This window comes from Sporobacter termitidis DSM 10068, from assembly GCF_900130065.1.
GTDB classification, from domain to species: Bacteria; Bacillota; Clostridia; order Oscillospirales; family Oscillospiraceae; genus Sporobacter; species Sporobacter termitidis.
In genome coordinates this window covers 385,696-404,907 of sequence record NZ_FQXV01000001.1, presented here as the reverse complement: position 1 = coordinate 404,907, position 19,212 = coordinate 385,696, and the positions used below count along the sequence as shown (strand labels likewise).

Sequence of the window (19,212 nt, the reverse complement as noted above, 5' to 3'; positions counted from 1 at the left end):
AAATTGCTGCATTATACGATGCGGATTTCATCGAATTGTCCGATTTGCAGCGCTTTCAAAAAATTGTATAATTTCCATAAAAAAGCGGATGAGGTTGTGAAGATATTGACTGCGGAGAAAAAAACAGGCCATGACGGGCCGCTTCATGAGATACCCAGCAGAGACGGCCGGGGCGTCGAGCTGATTCAGAAACAACTGCTCAGCCACAGCAAATTCCAGAATTATATTTTAAATTTGTCCAACAGCTTCATCCGTTCGGATTTCACCAGGATCGACAATGTGATCACGGATTCGCTCAACCATCTGTGCGAGTTTTACAGCTATGACCACTCGTCTATCTGGGCATATGACGACGCGCAGGAGACGATCACCTGCGTTTACAGCTGCAAAAGCCACGCCGAAAGCTTAATGAATAATGAATGGCGGGTGCTGCAATATGACCGGGTCGCCGATCTTTTTGACTTCAAGAATTTCGAGAGGCCTTATTTTCTGAAGCTTGAGGACTATAAAACCTCGGACATATCCTTCGGCCGCATTTTAAGAGACTCCGGCGTCAAGGCGCTGTACATGTTTCCGCTCATCAACGAGGGCGCCGCGATCGGCGGCGTTGTTTTGGCCACGCGCAAGGAGTACGAGGAGCTGGACGAAAACATTTATACGGCGGGGCAACTGTACTGCACGCTGATTTCCAACGTGCTGATCAGGAAAAGGCAGGAGACTGCGTTTAAAGAGGCGGAGGCGCTGGCCAGGGAAGCGCGGATCCTCAAAGAAAAGGAATACGAATATCTGCAGATGATCGACGGTTCCACCGTCGCTTCATGGATCTGCGATTACGAGCAGGGCAGCCTGAAATACTCGGCGGCGTGGAGGAAGCGCATCGGCGGCGAAAATATCCCGGATGACAAATTCATGGCGTTTATCGAGGGCCTCATCCAACCGGACGACCTGAAAAGAACGCAGCTGGAAAGGAATCTCATATTTACGCTGGGGCAGGAAAAATTCAGGCATGAATACAGGATCAAAATGGAGGATGACTATATCTGGGTGCTGGACCAGGGCAAAATCATGTATAACGAGGACGGAATGCCAAAAAAAGTCTATGGTACGACGATGGATATCAACGAGACAAAAAAGGCCATCCGGGAGCTGGAGGAGATAAAGGACGATCTGGCCGCGGAGGTTCGGGCGCTCAATACGATGCACAGGCTTCATTCGCGCTTTATCATCCACGACAATATTGACGATGTGTGCCATGAGATCCTGAACGCCGCGATTTTCCTTTCCGATGCGCAAAAAGGGTGCATACATATCCTGGAGGAAGACCAGGAAACGCTGATCATGGTTTATGAACAGGGCTTTGACAACGACTTTGTCCGGGAGCACGGCACGACAAAAATCGGCGAGACGATTTACACGGAGCTGCCGCGCGAGAACAAAAGGCTCGTGGCGGAGGATATCGACGCGCACGACAGCATTGCGCAGAATCCGATCTACGCGTTTTTAAAAAAATGGTCGGTGGAGAGCCTGCAGGCGACGCCGCTCTACAGCAGCACGGGACATTTCGTCGGCGTTTTAAGCACGCATTATACGTCCAGAAAGCAGCTTAACGACAGGGAAAAGCGAATATTTGATATGCTGGCGCGCATGGCGGCGGACGTGATCGAAAAAGTCAGGACGGAAAGGGCGCTCTTTGAGAGCGAGCAAAACGCGCTGAAGCTGGTCGACAAATTAAAAAAGGCCGATAAAAATAAGAATCAGTTTATCGGCATCCTGTCCCATGAATTGAGAAATCCGCTGGCCACGATCGTCACCGGCCTGTCGCTCTTCAAATTATCGCCCGACGGGGCGCTGCTGCAGTCGACGTGCGAGATACTGGACAGACAGGTCAGACAGCTGACCCGGCTGGTGGACGACCTGCTGGACCTGACGCGTTTCAACAACAACAAGATCAGGCTGAAAAAAGAGAGCTTCAGCTTAAACGCGCTGCTCCGCGGTACGGCCGAGGACCTCGCGCCCGCCTTTGACAATAAAAATATCGGCCTTCGGACCGACCTCGATTGCGCCGGCGATATTTTCGCCGATCCGGTGCGGATCAAGCAGATCACGGAAAATCTGCTTTTTAACGCCCTGAGGTATACGAATGAAGGCGGCACATGTACCCTGTCGGCCCAAAGGCACCGCGATGAAGTGTCGATCCGCGTTAAGGACAGCGGCATCGGCATCTGTCCGGAAATAATATCGGTCATTTTCGAGCCGTTTGTGCAGGCGGACAGCTCGATGGCCCGGCCCGAGGGCGGCCTTGGCCTGGGGCTGGCGATCGTGAAAAACATCGCCGAGCTGCACGGCGGCAGCGTCAGCGCCCACAGCGAAGGGCCGGGGAGAGGCGCGGAGTTTACGATACGCCTGCCGCTCGCGGCCGGGGTCGCCGCCGGGGATAAGCCGCCGGAAACTCCGCTTCAGGACAGCCGACGGAATATCCTGTTTATCGACGACAACAGGGATTTTGCCGAAATCATCTGCGCTTTGATGACGGAGTGGGGATACGCCGCCGCCTACGCCACAGACGGCCGCGACGGCGTCAGGCAGGCGGCCGAAACGCACCCGGACGTCATTTTCTGCGATATCGGCCTGCCGTGGATGAACGGCTACGACGTGGCGAAAAAAATCCGCCGCGCGTCTGATTTGCAAAGGCCCGTTCTGATCGCTCTGACAGGCTACGTTTCTGACAGGGACAGGGAGATGGCGCTGGAGGCGGGCTTTGATTATCACATGGCCAAACCGCTGGACGCGGAAATGCTGCGGGCATTACTGTCCCGGCTCGAATAGCAAAGATCATATGCCTCAACGCAAAAAAGGGCGCCGAAGGGGCGTCCTCATGGGGTGCGGGTATTCATATTGACAGCATGTTATGCACGGGCGCGCGGTTCAATCCGGACCCATCCGCCATGTGTGGTCCAGCGGGCCGCGGCCGTTGCCGAGCCTGAGCCCGGCTTTCAGGGCGCCGGTGACGTAGTCCTTTGCCCGGCGGACGCTGTCGGCGAGGGAATATCCCGCGGCGAGGTTGCAGGCAATGGCGGAGGAGAGGGTGCAGCCGGTGCCGTGGGTGTTGGGGTTGTCCACGCGCTGGTCGCTAAACCAGCGGGCCGTGCCGCCGGCGTACAAAAGATCGTCGGCGGAGCACTCCAGATGGCCGCCCTTGACGAGCACGGCGCCTTTCGTCATTGAGGCAATGATTTCCGCCGCCCGGATCATATTCCGCTGGCTGAAGACGTTCCGGCCGCTCATGATCTCGATGCCGCTGAGCGCCTCCGCCTCCGGGATGTTCGGGGTGACGACGGTGCCCAGGGGAAAGAGCTTTTCCATAAGCGTCTGGGCCGCGCCGTCAAGGAGCAGCCTGCCGCCGGAGGTGGCGGCCATCACCGGGTCGATGACGATATTCTCCGCGTTATAAAAGGCGAGCCTTTCGGCGATGGCCGCGATGATGCCGGGGCTGGAGACCATGCCGATCTTCACGGCGTCGGGCCGGATATCGCTGAAGATACAGTCCAACTGCGAGGCCACAAACTCGGGCGTGGCCTCGAATATGCCGTAAACGCCCGTCGTGTTTTGGGCCGTCAGGGCCGTGATGGCGCTCATGGCGTACATCTTATGAGCGGTGATCGTTTTGATATCCGCCTGGATGCCCGCGCCGCCGCTGCAGTCGGAGCCGGCGATCGTCAGGACTTTTTTAAGCATTGTCCTCATTCCATTCCTCAAAGGATTGATAAAAGCAGTCGGCGCGCTTTTTGATTTTGTCCTGCTGGTCGGCGGCGGAGGCGTCGTACAAGGCCACGACGCGCAGGCCCGCCGCCTTGGCCGTCTCGATGGCATAAAGCGCGTCTTCAAAGACGACCGTCCCGCCGGCGCCGGTGCCGAGGAAATCAAGCGCCTGATGGAAAATATCCGGCTCGTCCTTGCCGGCGCCTGCCTCCGTGCAGGTAAAGATCCGGTCGAAAAACCGGAGGATGCCCGTCCGGGCAAGGGCGGCTTCCACCAGGTACCGGTCGGTGGCCGTCGCCACGCACATCTTGACGCCGCGCGCTTCGAGGCGCCGCAGCGCTTCCGGGACGCCGGCCTTTAAGGGGGCGCGGTTGAAGTAAAAGTCCTCCACCATGCCGTTGATGCCGTCGGTGATCTCCTGCTGGGTGAGCGTCAGCCCGTAGACCGAGCAAAAATGGCCGCAGACCTGCTGGATGCTCATGGACCGTACGGCCTGATAAATATCGTCGTTGGGGGTGATGCCCCGGCTTTTCAGGTACTCCACCGCCACCGTATCCCAGATCGGCATGGAGTCCAGGAGCGTGCCGTCCATATCAAAAATCGCGCCGTTGAAATCTATCATTCAGACACCGTCTCTTTTGACAGCGCCAGCAGCGCCTTTGCCGCGCCGGCGATGTCTTTTTCAGCGAAAAGCGCCGAGATGACGGCGACGCCGTCAATGCCCGTGCCCTTAAGCTCCCGTATATTATGCCTGTTTATCCCGCCGATTGCAACCACGGGAATGTTAACGGCGGCGCAAATCTGTGTAAGCGCGGCGTGTGAAACGTCGCCGGCGTCTGCCTTTGACGCGGTGGGGAAGACGGCGCCCACACCCAGATAGTCGGCGCCGTTTTTCTCGGCCTCCAGCGCCTGCGCCACCGTCTGCACGGAGACGCCGATGATCTTGCCCGGGCCGAGCTTTTGCCGCGCGTCCCGGATATCCATATCGCCCTGGCCCACATGCACGCCGTCGGCATCGCTGGCTTCGGCGATGTCCACGGCGTCGTTGATGAGAAACGGCGCGCCGTACCTTTTGCAGAGCGCTTTGAGCTCCAGCGCCTCGGCCAGAAAGGCGCCGTAGCCAAGCGCCTTTTCCCGCAGCTGCACCATGGTGGCGCCGCCTGCGAGGCAGTCCTCCACCTGATTTGCCAGCGTCCGGCCGCCGAGCCACGTCCTGTCGGTGACGGCATACAGCAGCAGCGCGCCGTCAGCGCACCTCATAGCGGGCCCCTTTCTCCAGCGCGTCGCCGGTCAGGCTGAAGACGGCGTCGATCAAGTCGTTTCTAAAAGTCGCGTTGCCCGTTTTGCGATCGAGGAATTTCCGATAGGCCGCCTCGCCGCAAAGACCCATGGCGATGAGCGCGGCGGCGGCGGCCTCGAGAATATTTTCGGGATTGGAGGCCAGGAACGCGCCGGTGAGCGCCGTGAGCATGCAGCCGCTGCCGGTGATCTTCGACATCATGGGGTGGCCGTTACGGATGAGATAGGCCGCGCTCCCGTCGGTGACGATGTCCACAGCGCCGGTGACGGCGACGACGGCGCCCGTTTTGGCGGCGTATCTCTTGGCAAAGATCACGGCGTCATCCAGCGTCGCGGTGGTCACGGCGTCGGCCGCGTCGGCGTCGACGCCCCTGGTGGAGCCGCCGCCCAGCGCCAGAGCCTTTACTTCGCTGATATTCCCGCGGATGACGGAGAAGGGGACCTCCGCCATAAGCTTTGCCGCCGTCTCTGTGCGGAGCTTTGACGCGCCGGCCCCCACGGGGTCGAGGACGATGGGCTTTTTCAGGGCGGCCGCCTTTTTCCCGGCCATGAACATGGCGGGGATCGTCCGCTGGTTGAGCGTGCCGATGTTGACGGCCAGCGCCGAGCAGATGGCGGTAATTTCCTCCACCTCTCCCACGTCGTCGGACATGATGGGAGAGGCTCCGGCGGCCAGAAGGATGTTGGCGCAGTCGTTCACGGTGACGTAGTTTGTGATGCAGTGGACCAGCGGCGCGGCCGAACGGACGTTATTGAGCATTGTTCCGAGCATTGTTTTTACCTCCGATTTTATAAACGATCAGGCACAAAAGGCCGGTGACGAGCATGACGGGCAGCGTGTTGCCCACCGGCGTGTCCAGTTGCATGGACAGCCTGTAGGCGGCGAACCCGACGGCCCATATGATCAGATTTTTGACGCTGACAGCCGACCCGGACGCGTCATGCCGGAGCAGAAATACGTCCACGATCAGGATTGAGATCATCGGCGCGAAGACGGAGCCGATGAGGTATAGAAAATCTTCAAACCGCGTGATGGGGGTGAATATGGCGAGCACGGTGCCGACGACGCAGACAGCGGCCGCCGTCTTCTTTTCGTCGAGCCGCCCCGCGATGCTGACGGCGCTGACGCCCGCGGAGAAGGCGTCCAGAAAGGCTGTGGTCACCGTTGAAAAGACGACGATCAAAAGCCCCGCCACGCCGAGCCCGGCGTCCAGAAGCAGCTGGCCGATGTCGGTGCCGGCGGCGAACATCGCGACGCCGAGGCCGATCAAGTACATCCAGGAGCTTGTGAAAAAATATACGAGGCTGCTGGCCAGGGGCACCGCCGTTTTTCTTTTGGCGTACCGCGTATAGTCCGAAACGAGCGGCAGCCAGGACAGCGGCATCGTCACCGCCAGCTCCACCGCCCGGCCGAAGGTGATGTCCGGCATGGCGGACGCGCCGGCTTGGCCGCCGAAAACGGTGATGCTCAGGATAACGGAAAGAATGAAAAGGGCCGCCATGGCGATCAGGTTGACCTTGCTCAGGTTTTTGACGCCGATGAGCACCCAGACGAGGATGAGCGCGCCGATGACGACGCACCAGAACCAGCCGCCGACGGAGGGCAGGATCAGTCCGGCGCTGGCCGCGCCGACGACGATCATGATAGCCGTCCAGCCGACAAGCTGCAGCACGTTGAGCCCGGAAAAGAGGATAGCGCCCTTTTGGCCGAAGGAAATTTTCACCGTTTCCATGGCGCTTTTGCCGGTGTTCGCGCCGATGAGACCGGCGAAGAAGAACAGCGCGCAGCCGATCAGGTGGCCGAGCAGTATGGCCATCAGGCCTTTTGCAAGGCCCAGCGGCGCAAAATATGTACCGGCCATGATCTCCGCGATCGATACGGCGGCGCCGAACCAGATCAGGCCGTTTTCAAAGACAGAGGTTTTTTTGTTTTCCATAGGACAGCCCTTTCATAAAATCAGGGGGTGGGCGCAACGTAAAAAACGGGAAACACCTGATGGCATTTCCCGCTGAAATCTGCGTTTGCTTCCTACGTTGGCATTACCCAAATCAGGTTTTAGGGTCGAAGTTCATAACTTCCTCTCAGCCTGTCGTACAAGCTCCCCTGACTATTCAGTTATTGGTGGCACTATAGCACGTTTCCCGCAGGTTGTCAATAACGTCGGCGGCGCTTTCCTCCCACAGGACGGCGAGCGTGCCGTCCCCGACGGTGACCGTGCTGTCCGCGCCGGTGAATTCGTTGCTGACGCCCAGCGGCATTGCGGCGCGCAGCACGGCGTCATGAAGCTCGTATTTGAGGCCCCGGAGATTGACGCCCCGGGCCGGATCGCCGCAGCAGAAGACGGAGATGACGCCCTTTTTCTCCCCGCCGAAGGACAGGCAGCCGTTTTTGACGGCCGTTACCGCCGTGCCGCAGCCCAGCAGAAAGCCGCGGGCGCCCTTCTCGGCAAGATAGCAAAGCGCCTGGATATTGGCCAGCGTGTGGTCCAGCCGGCCGCCCAGGCCCCCGAGGATGACGAAGGTCCTGTAACCCCGTTTGAGCCCCTCGTCCATGGCCAGGATTGTGTCGGTTTCGTCCTTTTCCGCCGGATGCACGACGATATTCGGATGGTTCGGCTTTTGGGGCATGGAGTCGAAGTCGCCGACCACAAGATCGGCCACCGCCGACAATGCGGCCAGATGCATATAACCGGCGTCGGCGGCAATAACAAAATCATGCTCGCCCGGGTCCAGCGTCATTTTGTCGATATGACCCGCGGCGACGATATAACAAATTCCTTCCACGGCGCATCCACCTCACATACAAAGTATCGCCCTCTTTACCCTGATTCACACAGCGGGTAAAACACATTTTAGCACACTTGACACGCCATTTACAGTCCGTTCCGGCAAAGAGGGAGTGAGACGGCCGCGGGTTAAAGCGCATTGTTGTTTTTGTGGCGATAAAGCTGTAAAATATGCGTTGGGCTGCCGGTCCCGGGGGGAGGCGAAGAGTATGTATAAGACGATGATCGTGGATGATTACGATATCTATCATAACGATCTCAAGGCGCTGGACATCTGGGGAGAAAAATCCGGCTTTGTCATTGTGTCGGAGGCTTCGAGCGGCCGGGAGGCGCTGAGCAAGCTCTACGCGGAGCCGGTAGACCTTTTGATCACCGATATCAGGATGCCGGTCGTAGACGGCATTGAGCTGACGAAGAAGGTCTTTGAGGAACGGCTCTGCAAATGCGTTATCCTCATGAGCCAGTTCAGCGACTTTGAATACGCGCGGCAGGGCATCGCCATCGGCGCGTTTGAATACCTGCTGAAGCCGGTGGAGGAGGCGGACCTCATGAAAACGCTGCAGCGGGCCCATGCGTATATCAGCGAGCGCGACGAACAGCTGTCCAAAATCGACTACCTCAATCATGTGCTGGTGCGCCAGGTGAGCGACCATTATCCTACTGAATTATTGAAGCTCCTGGTCAAAAACATCAGCGAAGCCAGCGGCGAGGCTTCCGCCACCGCGAAGAAGATGCTGGAAACGATCTGGTCCGAGGTCGGCTTCGACCTTTTGAAATCGGCCTATGTTATCAACAGGGTGCTCGGAGACCTGATGGAAGCGGTGGACAAGGAATATTCATGGATGAGCAAATTGTCATCGCCGGCTGTCCCGGAGGATATCGACTTTTCGAAGTATGCCGGCTTCCCCGAGATGGAGGACGCGTTTCTTGATATTGTCGGAAGGATCACCGGGACCGTTTCGCGGTTTGAGCTGGGGATCGGCAGCAGCAAGCTTGCGCGCATGGCGTGCAAATACGTCCTGGAAAATATCGACGCGCAGATATCGCTGATGATCCTGTCCAAAAAGCTGTTCATCTCAAGCTCCTATCTCAGTCTGCTGTTCAAGGAAAAGACCGGCAGGAATCTTATTGACTACATCACCTTTGTGAAGATGGAGCGGGCGAAAATACTGCTGGCGGATTTCAGCCTGAAAAACTATGAGATTGCCGACAAGCTCGGCTTCAGTGTCGAGTACTTCAGCAAGCTTTTCAAGAAAACCTTCAATGTGACGCCGACAAAATACAGAAGTTCCCTGGAGACACAAAAAATGTAATATTTATCCCGCGTTTTACAGTCAAATACCTCATCAGTCAGAGTGCCAGCAGACCCGGCCGCCCGGGGACTGCCGGCACTTTTTTTCGTACGGGGAAATTTGCCGGAAACAGGTGCTCCATCGGCCCACACTCTCAATGATTATCACCGAATTTTCAACGCGGCCTCCGGACGGCAGGCGCTGAAACAGCCGGCGTTTTGACGCGGGACAGCCGAAGGGTCTGCTATGGGGGATACGGGAGAAATGAGAAATTAACCAAAAATGTGAGAATAGACCATATGCGCGGAGGCCCGGGTTTTCTTAAAAAGTTCTTGGAATACACAAATATTTATCCGAAAAAGTGAAATTATTCTAAAAAAATATCCATAAAAATATGTAAAGACCGTTATCATGCAATACGATAAGAATCAGTAGCGAAACGATTTAGTCCGGATTGAGGAGGTGATGAGTTTGGAAAAAAATGAGATAAATGAGAAATATGAGCAAAGGCAAAAGAGAAAGGAGACGATTCTATGTCTGAGGCAATGACCAGCGATTTTAACGGACAGGAGGACACCCAGAAAGACAGGTATCTCACATTCATGATCGACCGGGAGCATTATGCGATAGAAATCAGGTATGTCACCGAAATTGTCGGGATTCAATCGATCACCGAAATGCCGCAGCTGCCCGAATATGTGAAGGGGATCATCAATTTAAGAGGAAGAATCATACCGGTCGTCGACGTACGGCTGCGGTTTAATAAAACGCCCGGCGAATATACCGACAGAACCTGCGTGATTATCGTCGATATTGAAAATGATTTTTATGGGCTGATCGTCGACAGCGTCGCCGAGGTTTTATCGATGACCGACGTCGTTCCGAATCCATTGGAGCGTACGTCGTCCGAGCAGGCTTTTATCAAAAGCATCGGCAAGGTCGGCGGCGACGTCAAGCTCGTTATGGACTGTCACAGGATGCTGAGCCGCGAAGAGCTCGAAAGCGTTTATAAAGAGATAGAGAGATAAAAAGATAAAGAGACAGAGAATAACAGTTAGGGGTAGCAATAAATGCAAACAAAAAGCAGGAAACTCTCCGCGAAGATTTCGGCAGCGATGATTCTGCTGATGATCGCCGGATTATGCGTCGTCGGGTTCGTTTCGTATCTGAGCGCATCGAACGCCATGACGGATTTAATTGAAAATGATCTGAATAACAGCGCACATTCCGCGGCGACGCTGATGTCCACAAAGATCACCTCCATGAAAACAGAAGCGGAGCTGATTGCCGCCGGCAGCGATATGAAATCCATGAGCTGGGCCAAACAAAAGCCGCTTGTCGAGGCGCTCATTAAGCAAATGGGTTATATGAGCATGGCTGTGGCGGACAAAACCGGAAACGCCAATTTCGGCAATGGGACGCAGGCCGATATCTCCGAACGCGATTATTTTAAGGCGGCTATCAACGGGACGACAACCGTCACCGATCCTATTTTGAGCAAGGTCGACAACAAGATGGTATCCGTGACCGCGGCACCGATCAAGGATGCCGGAGACAGAATCGTCGGCGTTCTGATGATCGCCCATGACGCGTCCGCCATTACCGATATGTCCAATGACATCAAGGTCGGCAATACGGGGTATTCCTTCATTGTCAACAGCGCCGGCGTGACGATCGCGCATCCCGACGCGGATAAGGTCGTCAATGCCGACAATATCATTGAGGACGCCAAGCAGGACGCCGGGCTGCAGCAGCTGGCCGACGTCGTTCAGACGATGATAAGCGGGGCGTCCGGCTACGGGACGTATACATATGACGGGGCCGGCAAGGTGATCGCTTACGCGCCGATACCGGACACGCAGTGGTCCATCGGGCTGACGGCGCCGAAAGCCGAGTTCTTCTCGGGCATCAGCGCGCTGCTTTATCTCACCGCCGGCATAACGGTGCTCTTTATCGCCATCAGCGTGACCGCCACGATTCTGGTAATAAAAAGGATCGTCGTCAGGCCGATCAAGAAGCTGGTGGACGTGTCAGACCGTCTCGCCCTGGGCGATGTCGACGTCAATATCGAGATCACGTCGCATGATGAAATCGGCGCCCTGTCCACGTCGTTCCAGCAGATGATCGACACGATCAGGACGCAGGTAAGGGGCGTGGAAGAGGTCGCGGCGGGAGATCTGACCGTTCAAATCCCCGTGCGGTCCGAGCACGACATCCTCGGTATAAAACTGGGAGAGCTGATCGAGAAGAACAACGAGGTGCTGACGAATATCAGCACGGCCACGGATCAGGTCGCCACGGGCGCGCGCGCCGTCTCGGAATCCAGCATGACGCTGTCGCAGGGGGCCACGGAGCAGGCCAGCTCGCTGGAACAGCTGACGGCCTCCATCGAGGATATCGCCTCCATCACACATATGAACGCGGATAACGCCGGCAATGCCAATACGCTGGCCGAGCGCGCCAAAACGACCGCCGACGTCGGCAAAAAGCAGATGCAGGACATGCTTTACGCCATGGACGGGATCAACGCCTCCTCCGGCAGCATTTCAAAGATCATCAAGGTGATCGACGATATCGCCTTCCAGACAAATATTCTAGCCCTTAACGCGGCGGTGGAGGCGGCCAGAGCCGGACAGCACGGCAAAGGCTTCGCCGTTGTGGCGGAGGAAGTCAGAAGCCTCGCGGCCCGGTCGGCGAACGCCGCCAAGGAAACGACGGAAATGATCGAAAGCTCCATCAGAAAAGTGGAGGAGGGCACAAAGATCGCCAATGAAACGGCGGTTTCGCTCAACAGGATCGTCGACGATATCGACAAGGCCGCCCAACTCGTCGGCAACATTGCCGCCTCCTCAGTCGAGCAGTCCACCGGTATCTCGCAGATCAATCAGGCGCTCAATCAGGTCAACGCGGTCGTCCAGGCGAACACCGCCACCTCGGAGGAAAGCGCCGCCGCCAGCGAGGAGCTGTCCTCTCAGGCAGATTTCCTGAGAGATCAGGTCAAACGCTTCAGGCTCAAGGGCAGCTTTCAGGGAATCCGGCTGGAGGACGCGCCCATCCAGCTCGCCGACAAAAAAGGCGCCGCGCTGCCCGCGCGCGCCGTCCGCTATACCGATGACAGCGATTACGGCAAATACTGATGTGATATAATGAATTCCAAATATCATAGCTTTTTTGAAGCTATGGCCGTCCCTTTGCCGGCAAGGCCCTACTAGGTCTTGCCGGCATCTTTTTTTGTCTATTCAAAGCGCAAGCGGAGTGAATTGCGTTGATAGAGAGAATTTGAATTTTTATTATAAACAGGTATTGACAAGAAGAAAGTTTTCTATTATATCTTATACATAGATATAATATGTATAGTATATCTATGTATAGGGAGAAAATGATGAAAGTTGACAAGGAATTACTAAAGGGCAGTACGACAATGCTTATTTTGAGCCTGCTCAAAAATGAAGATATGTATGGGTATAAAATAGCAGCAGAACTTAAAGCTCATTCGGACGGAACGTTTGATTTGAAAGAAGGAACACTCTATCCGCTATTGCATTTTTTGGAAAATAACAATTATATTGATGCCTATTGGGTGGATGCTGATTCAGGTCGTAAGCGGAAATATTACAAAATTACAAAAATTGGACGAACATTACTTGATGATAAGAAAAAAGAGTGGAGCGTTTATAGCAACGCCGTTAATAAGGTGATCGGGGGTGTTAGCTTTGAATGAGAGAATAACTGACTTTTTAGATGATGTGTGCAGTCATATTAAATACAAGAAAATACATCATGAAATCCGGGCAGAGTTAACAGAGCATATTTTGGAAGCTGCCGAAGATATTGGAGTTGAACAGGCAGTTTTGCAAATGGGCAACAGCTTTGAAATCGGTGAAAATCTAAATCAACAGCACAAACCGAAAACAGAGTGGTCAATTATCGGACTTATTGCAGCTATAACTGCAATCGGTGGTATTGCTATGTATGCAAGCAGTCATCATCAAGGATATTCCTTTCTTAATTTTTCCCGGTACTTAATATTAGACGGAATAGGAATTTTGGCGATGCTCGGCATTTATTTCTTCGATTACACAAAATTGAAAAAATTTTCGCTTCCAATATATTGCATGGCAATGATTATGATTGGCATGTCACTTATTACGGGCGATGAAGTGAATGGCAGGTCATTTCTGAGTATAGCCGGAATTAATCTTTCCAGCGAATATGCCGTTGTCCTGTTTGTAATAGCATTTGCAGGGTTTGTTGAAAAATATCATGGTCAAGGGTTCTATGCCATCATTAAATTAGGCCTATGGGGAATATTCTCATTTATCGCAATGATAACAGTATCTAATACCAGTGGTATGGTGGTTCTGGCAATAACTTATTCGGTCTTAGTTTTAGTTGCAGTTGTACGAAATGATTTTGGAGGAAGCAAAAAATCTCAGTCCATATCCTTGTTTAGCTTCGGCATAGCATCTCTGTTTTGTGTTTTTTCAATCACACCAAATCAACAGGTTATTTCGGATAGTTGGTTTGCGGTTTCACAATGGTTTGGGGGCATGAATACAGTTGTAAGCGGTCGTGAATTTTTAAGCTCTATGCCGGCTATGACAACCGATTATGTATTAATCAACATAATTTTAATCTTTGGATGGGCAGTTGGAATTACGCTGCTTGCCACGATAACATTATTTATCATCAGAATATTTATAACCTCCAAAAGGATTAAAAATGATTACGGGTTCTATTTGTCGCTGTCAGCCGGTATGGCCTTGTCGGCCCAGTTTACGATCAATATTTTGCTTAATTTCAACTTAATACCGCTAACAGGAATGAGTATGCCTTTTGTTTCCTATGGCGGTACGGGATACATTGTAAATATGGTTCTGGTTGGGACTATATTGGCAGTGTGGAGAAGGAATAATTTATTGCCTAAAACACAAAGGCAGGGCCAACAATGGCGGCAGATTTATAAAGCTTGAAAAGGCAAGTTTATGATTAACTTTTAATCATAGGAGATACTATTGCGAAAAAGTAAGGAAATAGCTAAATGGAATTACCAATAAAAACAGATAAAAAGAGAAAACCGGTTAAATTAAGGATAAAAATACTGTTAACCATTTTTATAGTACTATTACTTGGAATTGCCTATGAGCAAATTGGTGAATACGTTGACAACAAAGAATATCAACCGGTTGGTAAGTTAATTAATGTGGATGGCCACAATATGCATATTTGGGCGGACGGGACCGGGGATGCGACGGTAGTGTTTGGTGTCGGTTTTCAAATGCCAAGCGGATATGTTGATTTTTACCCACTGTATAGTGAGATTGAAAAACAGGCAAGAGTGGCAGTATACGATAAGCCGGGGTATGGATGGAGCGATGTTACAAATGCCCCAAGAGATATTGATACGATAACAAAGGAAATTCACGGTGCATTAGTGTTGTCGGGCGAAAAGCCTCCTTACATTTTAGTGGCACACTCCATAGCTTCATTGGAGGCTATTCGGTTTGCCCAACTCTATAAAGATGAAGTAAAGGGCGTTGTTTTGATAGATGGTTCAAACCCGGATATGTATGTTGACATGCCAAGGGCATTCGATTTTGCTTTTGCTCGAACAGCAATATTCAAAGGCACAATTTCTTTAGCAAACAAAACAGGAATAATAAGAACGTTGTTCCATACAGTATATCCTTATTCCGCAACCCCGATGTCAACAGGCAGAAGTGGCTTTGAATTAGCCCCCGAACAATTAAAGAAACTCGACAGGGCATTATTTTTGAGAACTTTTAATAATCGCAATCAAGTCGATGAGGGGAACAGAAAAGAAGAAAACGCTTTTACAGTACTGTCCAATGGATATTTGGGCGATATACCGCTTAGAATAATCACCTCTGAATATCTCAATAGTTATCCCGAAAGTGCGGGAGAACAATTAAGGCTGCTAGAGTGGTCAACCGACAGCAAACAAATTATTGTTGATGGTGCGAACCATGCTGTTCATTGGAGCAATCCCGGAGTGATAAACAAGGAGATCGTTGATCTTTTAAATACGAAATAAGGGTTGGACCAAGGTTCCTGTGCTACCAAAGGGGTGACAGCTTCAAGCGGCATCTTTTTTGTATCCTCAAGACATACAGAGTGCTGTTGCTTGCTTCAACGTACGTCAAGCATTGGAAATAAATGGTTTTAAGCACATTAGCAATAGCCATAAGTATTGAGACCCTTGAGGATATAAAAAAGATGACATCTAAGTGAAATGTGGATATTTCAAGGTTTCTTCGAATTAAATACATCTAATCGAATAAATAGTTGCATTATCCCACAACAAAACAGGACCTCCTGTCGTAATTACTATTCTACGATAGGAGGTCTTTTCGTCTTGTCCTTTTTTCTTGGATCTGCTCACTGTTCTGTAATTAAGCTTTCTACATCGTAAAGCCGTGGTGCCTTTATTCCGTACTTTCTGGCATCTGTAATAACTTCCTGTACGGCATAGCCAACTTTAAAGTGGTTATGCGCCACAAGCGCATAGGACATGCTTTTCGGAGAAAAAACAACGTGACTCGTAAGAAAACTAACGACTTTCGGCGGCAGGCCGCTCAATACATTTGTCAAAAAATCAAGTTTTGAGCCCTTTGCTTTCAAAACAGGGATCATTTCTTTCAAGTTCCGGCTTAATCCATCGAGCGCTTCGCGTGAAGAAATTACTTTTTCAAAACTGCCGCTTTTTAATACTTCGACTTCCATTGCAGCGTTGAACGCGAAGTGATTCCAGAGCCAACTTTTAACATCCTTTTGAACCATTATCTTAAAGCCTGCCTCAACAAAAAGCTTGCGGACCTCTAAATCTCTTTTGGTTGGCTCGGGTTCAAATGTTCCAAACTGAACTGTCTTGTAAAGCCCGCCGTAAAGAGTGTTTCCTTCAAACCCGCCGCCGGCACCGGGGAAGCCATAAACAATTTGACTGAGCGGAATCGGCTGAACAGCTGATTGAGGGTCTCGCCAAAAGTTATTAAAAAAAAGAACCGTCGCATTTCCAACTCGCGGCGCGAGGTACTTTACCGCACTTGATACCTGCTCTGGGTTGACGCTCATAAAAATGAGGTCATAGCCGTGATTTTCGTTTATTTCTTCATGCATTACAATAGGCCATTTTTCTTTGACTATCCGATCTTTTTTGCTTCGCCTTGCGTCCCATATTTCCAAGTTTACATATGAGCCGTATTGTGCCTTCCTGCCTTCGCGAACATAAAACTCAACGGTATGGCCCGCATTTTCAAACGCCCAGGCGTACTGAGTTCCTATAGTACCGCGGCCAAAAAATAGTATTTTCATAAAGCATCCTCCGGGAATGAACACCTGTTGACTTCTCAACACGTGTTTGATACTCTTAGCATACTGATTGTGGAGAGAATTTCAATAGTTACAGTTGTTCCAACTGTTGATAACTCAACACATTGCGCTGACTTGTTGAATATCTGGAGGGAAACTTTGTGGATAGAAGAATACAAAAAACAAGGCAGCTGATTATGAATACTTTCATCGACCTTTTGGCTGAAAAAGGATTTGAAAAAATAACCATCAATGACATTGCCGAACGCGCGAACATCAACCGAGGAACCGTTTATCTGCATTACGTGGATAAATTCGACTTGCTTGACAAGTGCATTGAAACATATGTTGAGCTGCTATTACATCACTGTGCCAATAGTGCTGATACCAATCTAAACGCAAGTGCATTTCAAAGCATATTTGAATATTTGGAGAAAAATTTTACAATATACAAGTTGCTTCTTAGCAATGAGGGATTTGGATTTTTCCGCAGCCGCTTATATGCCATTATTGCGCAAACGGTTACCGAGGTTATCGGTATAAAGTCGGAAAACAAAGCTCTTTCAAATGATGTAACCACTCATTTTTTGACTTCCGGGTTTATTGGTGTATTGGAATGGTGGATCAATAATTCTATGCCCTGCAATGTTCAGGAAATTACTGAGCAGCTTATGTTTTTGCTGGAACCATACACCAAGCACCTTGTATCACGCTAACCTAATTTGCTGATAATATTTTTACTATTAACTTGAATTGTAATGCAAAAGTAGGCACCAAATCGACTAAAAAAGGCCTATCCAGGCGACTTTATGGAAATATAGGCTTCGCCAAGGGGATACCAGACGTGTACGGCATCTTTTTTACACACTCAAGACAAGTAGAGAGGCGCTATCCCTTGCGGGAAAGGCCTCTCTCTTGCTTTTCCGGTATCGGTTTGGGGGTATGGTTCAATAAGCTTCCCTATTGAAACGCCCCTTTGGGCAGCCTCTGTTTTCTATGATCAGGCAGAATTATCAGCCGGCAATGTCCGCAAACTGGAAGTACCAGAGGCCGGACGGGGAGTGCCAGGAGCCGGTGATCTTGTCGTTTTGCAGAGAGAACTCGTTCTGGAAGGCCAGGGGGATGGTGCCCATGTCGGCCATCAGGACGTCCTCGGCCTGGTGGAGGTAGCCGGAGCGCGTCTTGGGGTCGGCCTCTGCGGCGGCCTTGTTCATCAGCTCGTCATACTGCGTGCTCGAATATTTGGCGTCGTTGTTACCGTTGCCGGTCATCAGAATCTCCAGAAGGTTGGAGGGGTCGTTGTAGTCGAGCACCCAGCCGTTACGGCTGACCTCATAATCGCCGGCGCGGCGCTGCGGGAGGAAGGAGGCCCACTCGACGACGTCCACGTTGACCGTGAGGCCGAGCTCTTTCCAGGCCTGCTGGATATATTGAGCGACGATCTTGTGGTAACCTTGGTCATTGATAGAGTAGGTGATTGCCGGGAAGCCTTTGCCGTCGGGGTAGCCGGCGTCGGTCAGCAGCTGCTTGGCCTTGGCAAGGTTTGCCTGGAAGTCGCTGTTATCGATATAGGGCTTGCCGCCGTTGCCGTTGTTGATAAAGTCGCTGCCGTCCCAGTCGGAGATGCCCGGGCCGACAAAGCTGGTGGCGGCGGAGTATGTGCCCTGCATCAGGGTCTCGGCCACATAGTTGCGGTCAATGGCCAGGCTCAGAGCCTGACGGACGCGGGTATCAGAGAACTGGGGCAGGGTGTCGTTCAGGCAGATGTAATAGGTGGCCTCAAGCGGATCAAGATGGAAGTCCGGCTTATCCTTCAGAGCGGGGATCTCCGCGGCGGGGACGGACTTGATCATCATGGTCTCGCCTGTCTGATAAGCGACGTAGGCGGCGTTAGGATCTTCGATGAGCAGCATCTTCATGGTATCGAGCTTGACAGCGGAAGCATTCCAGTAGTTGGGGTTCTTCGCATACAGGATATAGGAGCTGGGGACCCACTCTTTGATATAGAAGGGACCGTTGCAGATATAGGTTTCAGGCTTTGTGGCCCAGGCGTCGCCGTTCTTTTCAATGGTGGCCTGGTTCACGGGGCTCAGTACCTGGAAAGCGGCCAGCTTGTCGAAATAGGCACAGGGATGCGCCAGCTCGACGACCAGGGTGTTGTCGTCGGGCGCGGTGACGGCCAGCTTATCGACATCGCCGGCGGACGCCTCATCGAAGCCCTTGACCATGCCCAGCACGGTCTGAGCGTATGGGGCGGCTGTTTTGGGATCGGCAACGCGCTTCCAGCTGTAGACGAAGTCCTTGGCTGTCAGGGCCGAGCCGTCGGACCATTTCAGGCCGCTGCGCAGATGGAACGTCCATTTCAGGCCGTCTGCGCTGGGTTCCCATTTTTCCGCGGAGCCGGCGACAATCTTATTGTCCTTGTCGACGTTCAGCAGGCAATCGAAGGCATACAGAATGTAACTTCCGCCGTCGATCGAGGTGTTCAGGGCCGGGTCAATCGTCTCGGGATCGGGGCCGATCTGCGCGACGAGCTGTTTGGCGCCTGTGGCGGGGGCGGCGGAACCGTCCGATGCGCTTGCGCTGGGTGTTGCGGAACCGTTATTGGTGCCGCAGGCGAACAGCGTCAGGGCCATCACGAGTGCCAGTAGTAATGCAAAAATTTTTTTCATTAGCTATTCCTCCTTGTATATTCCTCTTTTATTTATATTCGCCGTGTGCCTTTTCCCACGGTGATTATCAACAGA

16 protein-coding genes and 1 riboswitch are annotated in these 19,212 nt (G+C 52.4%); of the genes, 8 read left to right on the top strand and 8 right to left on the bottom strand.

Features of this window, described 5'->3' with window-relative positions; all coding sequences use genetic code 11:
- Positions 1-96 precede the first annotated feature (96 nt).
- Entirely contained in the window at positions 97-2,826 is a 2,730-nt protein-coding gene (locus tag BUB60_RS01915) for an ATP-binding protein (RefSeq protein WP_159435326.1), read from the top strand.
- A 99-nt stretch (positions 2,827-2,925) separates the two neighbouring features.
- On the opposite strand, the gene thiD is transcribed toward BUB60_RS01915, so the two are convergent.
- The 6 genes from thiD to BUB60_RS01885 form a co-directional block, all read right to left on the bottom strand.
- The gene (thiD, locus tag BUB60_RS01910; RefSeq protein ID WP_073075937.1) at positions 2,926-3,735 is read right to left on the bottom strand and encodes a bifunctional hydroxymethylpyrimidine kinase/phosphomethylpyrimidine kinase; all 810 of its coding nucleotides are present in this window, start codon (positions 3,733-3,735) and stop codon (positions 2,926-2,928) included.
- Positions 3,728-4,381 (bottom strand): HAD family hydrolase, encoded by a 654-nt coding sequence (locus BUB60_RS01905; protein WP_073075936.1) that lies wholly within the window; start codon positions 4,379-4,381, stop codon positions 3,728-3,730. Before BUB60_RS01905 ends, thiD begins: the two co-directional genes overlap by 8 nt.
- Positions 4,378-5,019, bottom strand: a complete 642-nt coding sequence (gene thiE, locus BUB60_RS01900) for a thiamine phosphate synthase (RefSeq protein ID WP_073075935.1) — start codon at positions 5,017-5,019, stop codon at positions 4,378-4,380. The genes BUB60_RS01905 and thiE overlap by 4 nt, the downstream gene beginning before the upstream one ends.
- Positions 5,006-5,830: a hydroxyethylthiazole kinase gene (thiM, locus tag BUB60_RS01895; RefSeq protein ID WP_073075934.1), complete on the bottom strand. Its 825-nt coding sequence runs from the start codon at positions 5,828-5,830 to the stop codon at positions 5,006-5,008. Before thiM ends, thiE begins: the two co-directional genes overlap by 14 nt.
- Positions 5,808-6,995 (bottom strand): putative hydroxymethylpyrimidine transporter CytX, encoded by a 1,188-nt coding sequence (gene cytX / locus BUB60_RS01890; protein ID WP_073075933.1) that lies wholly within the window; start codon positions 6,993-6,995, stop codon positions 5,808-5,810. Before cytX ends, thiM begins: the two co-directional genes overlap by 23 nt.
- 72 nt (positions 6,996-7,067) lie before the next feature.
- Positions 7,068-7,174, bottom strand: a riboswitch (TPP riboswitch).
- On the bottom strand, positions 7,171-7,842 hold the full coding sequence (locus BUB60_RS01885; protein ID WP_073075932.1) for a thiamine diphosphokinase: 672 nt from the start codon (positions 7,840-7,842) through the stop codon (positions 7,171-7,173). (Overlaps the previous riboswitch by 4 nt.)
- Before the next feature lie 211 nt (positions 7,843-8,053).
- On the opposite strand from BUB60_RS01885, the gene BUB60_RS01880 reads away from it, so the two are divergent.
- From BUB60_RS01880 to BUB60_RS01855, 6 genes are all read left to right on the top strand, one after another.
- A complete protein-coding gene (locus tag BUB60_RS01880) occupies positions 8,054-9,157 on the top strand; it encodes a response regulator transcription factor (protein ID WP_073075931.1) in 1,104 nt (367 codons plus the stop codon).
- Positions 9,158-9,669: 512 nt separating this feature from the next.
- The gene (locus BUB60_RS01875; RefSeq protein WP_073075930.1) at positions 9,670-10,164 is read left to right on the top strand and encodes a chemotaxis protein CheW; all 495 of its coding nucleotides are present in this window, start codon (positions 9,670-9,672) and stop codon (positions 10,162-10,164) included.
- Between the two features lie 42 nt (positions 10,165-10,206).
- Positions 10,207-12,273: a methyl-accepting chemotaxis protein gene (locus tag BUB60_RS01870; RefSeq protein ID WP_073075929.1), complete on the top strand. Its 2,067-nt coding sequence runs from the start codon at positions 10,207-10,209 to the stop codon at positions 12,271-12,273.
- A gap of 245 nt (positions 12,274-12,518) precedes the next feature.
- Complete coding sequence (locus BUB60_RS01865) at positions 12,519-12,857, top strand: PadR family transcriptional regulator (protein WP_073075928.1); 339 nt, start codon at positions 12,519-12,521, stop codon at positions 12,855-12,857.
- Entirely contained in the window at positions 12,850-14,109 is a 1,260-nt protein-coding gene (locus BUB60_RS01860) for an FtsW/RodA/SpoVE family cell cycle protein (RefSeq protein ID WP_073075927.1), read from the top strand. Before BUB60_RS01865 ends, BUB60_RS01860 begins: the two co-directional genes overlap by 8 nt.
- 68 nt (positions 14,110-14,177) lie before the next feature.
- On the top strand, positions 14,178-15,191 hold the full coding sequence (locus BUB60_RS01855; RefSeq protein ID WP_073075926.1) for an alpha/beta fold hydrolase: 1,014 nt from the start codon (positions 14,178-14,180) through the stop codon (positions 15,189-15,191).
- 344 nt (positions 15,192-15,535) lie between these two features.
- Here the strand turns inward: BUB60_RS01855 and BUB60_RS01850 are convergent, their stop codons facing one another.
- Complete coding sequence (locus BUB60_RS01850; protein WP_073075925.1) at positions 15,536-16,468, bottom strand: ketopantoate reductase family protein; 933 nt, start codon at positions 16,466-16,468, stop codon at positions 15,536-15,538.
- A 158-nt stretch (positions 16,469-16,626) separates the two neighbouring features.
- Between BUB60_RS01850 and BUB60_RS01845 the strand changes: the two genes are divergently transcribed.
- On the top strand, positions 16,627-17,181 hold the full coding sequence (locus BUB60_RS01845; protein ID WP_073075924.1) for a TetR/AcrR family transcriptional regulator: 555 nt from the start codon (positions 16,627-16,629) through the stop codon (positions 17,179-17,181).
- Between the two features lie 297 nt (positions 17,182-17,478).
- Here BUB60_RS01845 and BUB60_RS01840 read toward each other — a convergent pair whose 3' ends face one another.
- Complete coding sequence (locus BUB60_RS01840) at positions 17,479-19,137, bottom strand: peptide ABC transporter substrate-binding protein (protein WP_073075923.1); 1,659 nt, start codon at positions 19,135-19,137, stop codon at positions 17,479-17,481.
- Between the last annotated feature and the right edge of the window lie 75 nt (positions 19,138-19,212).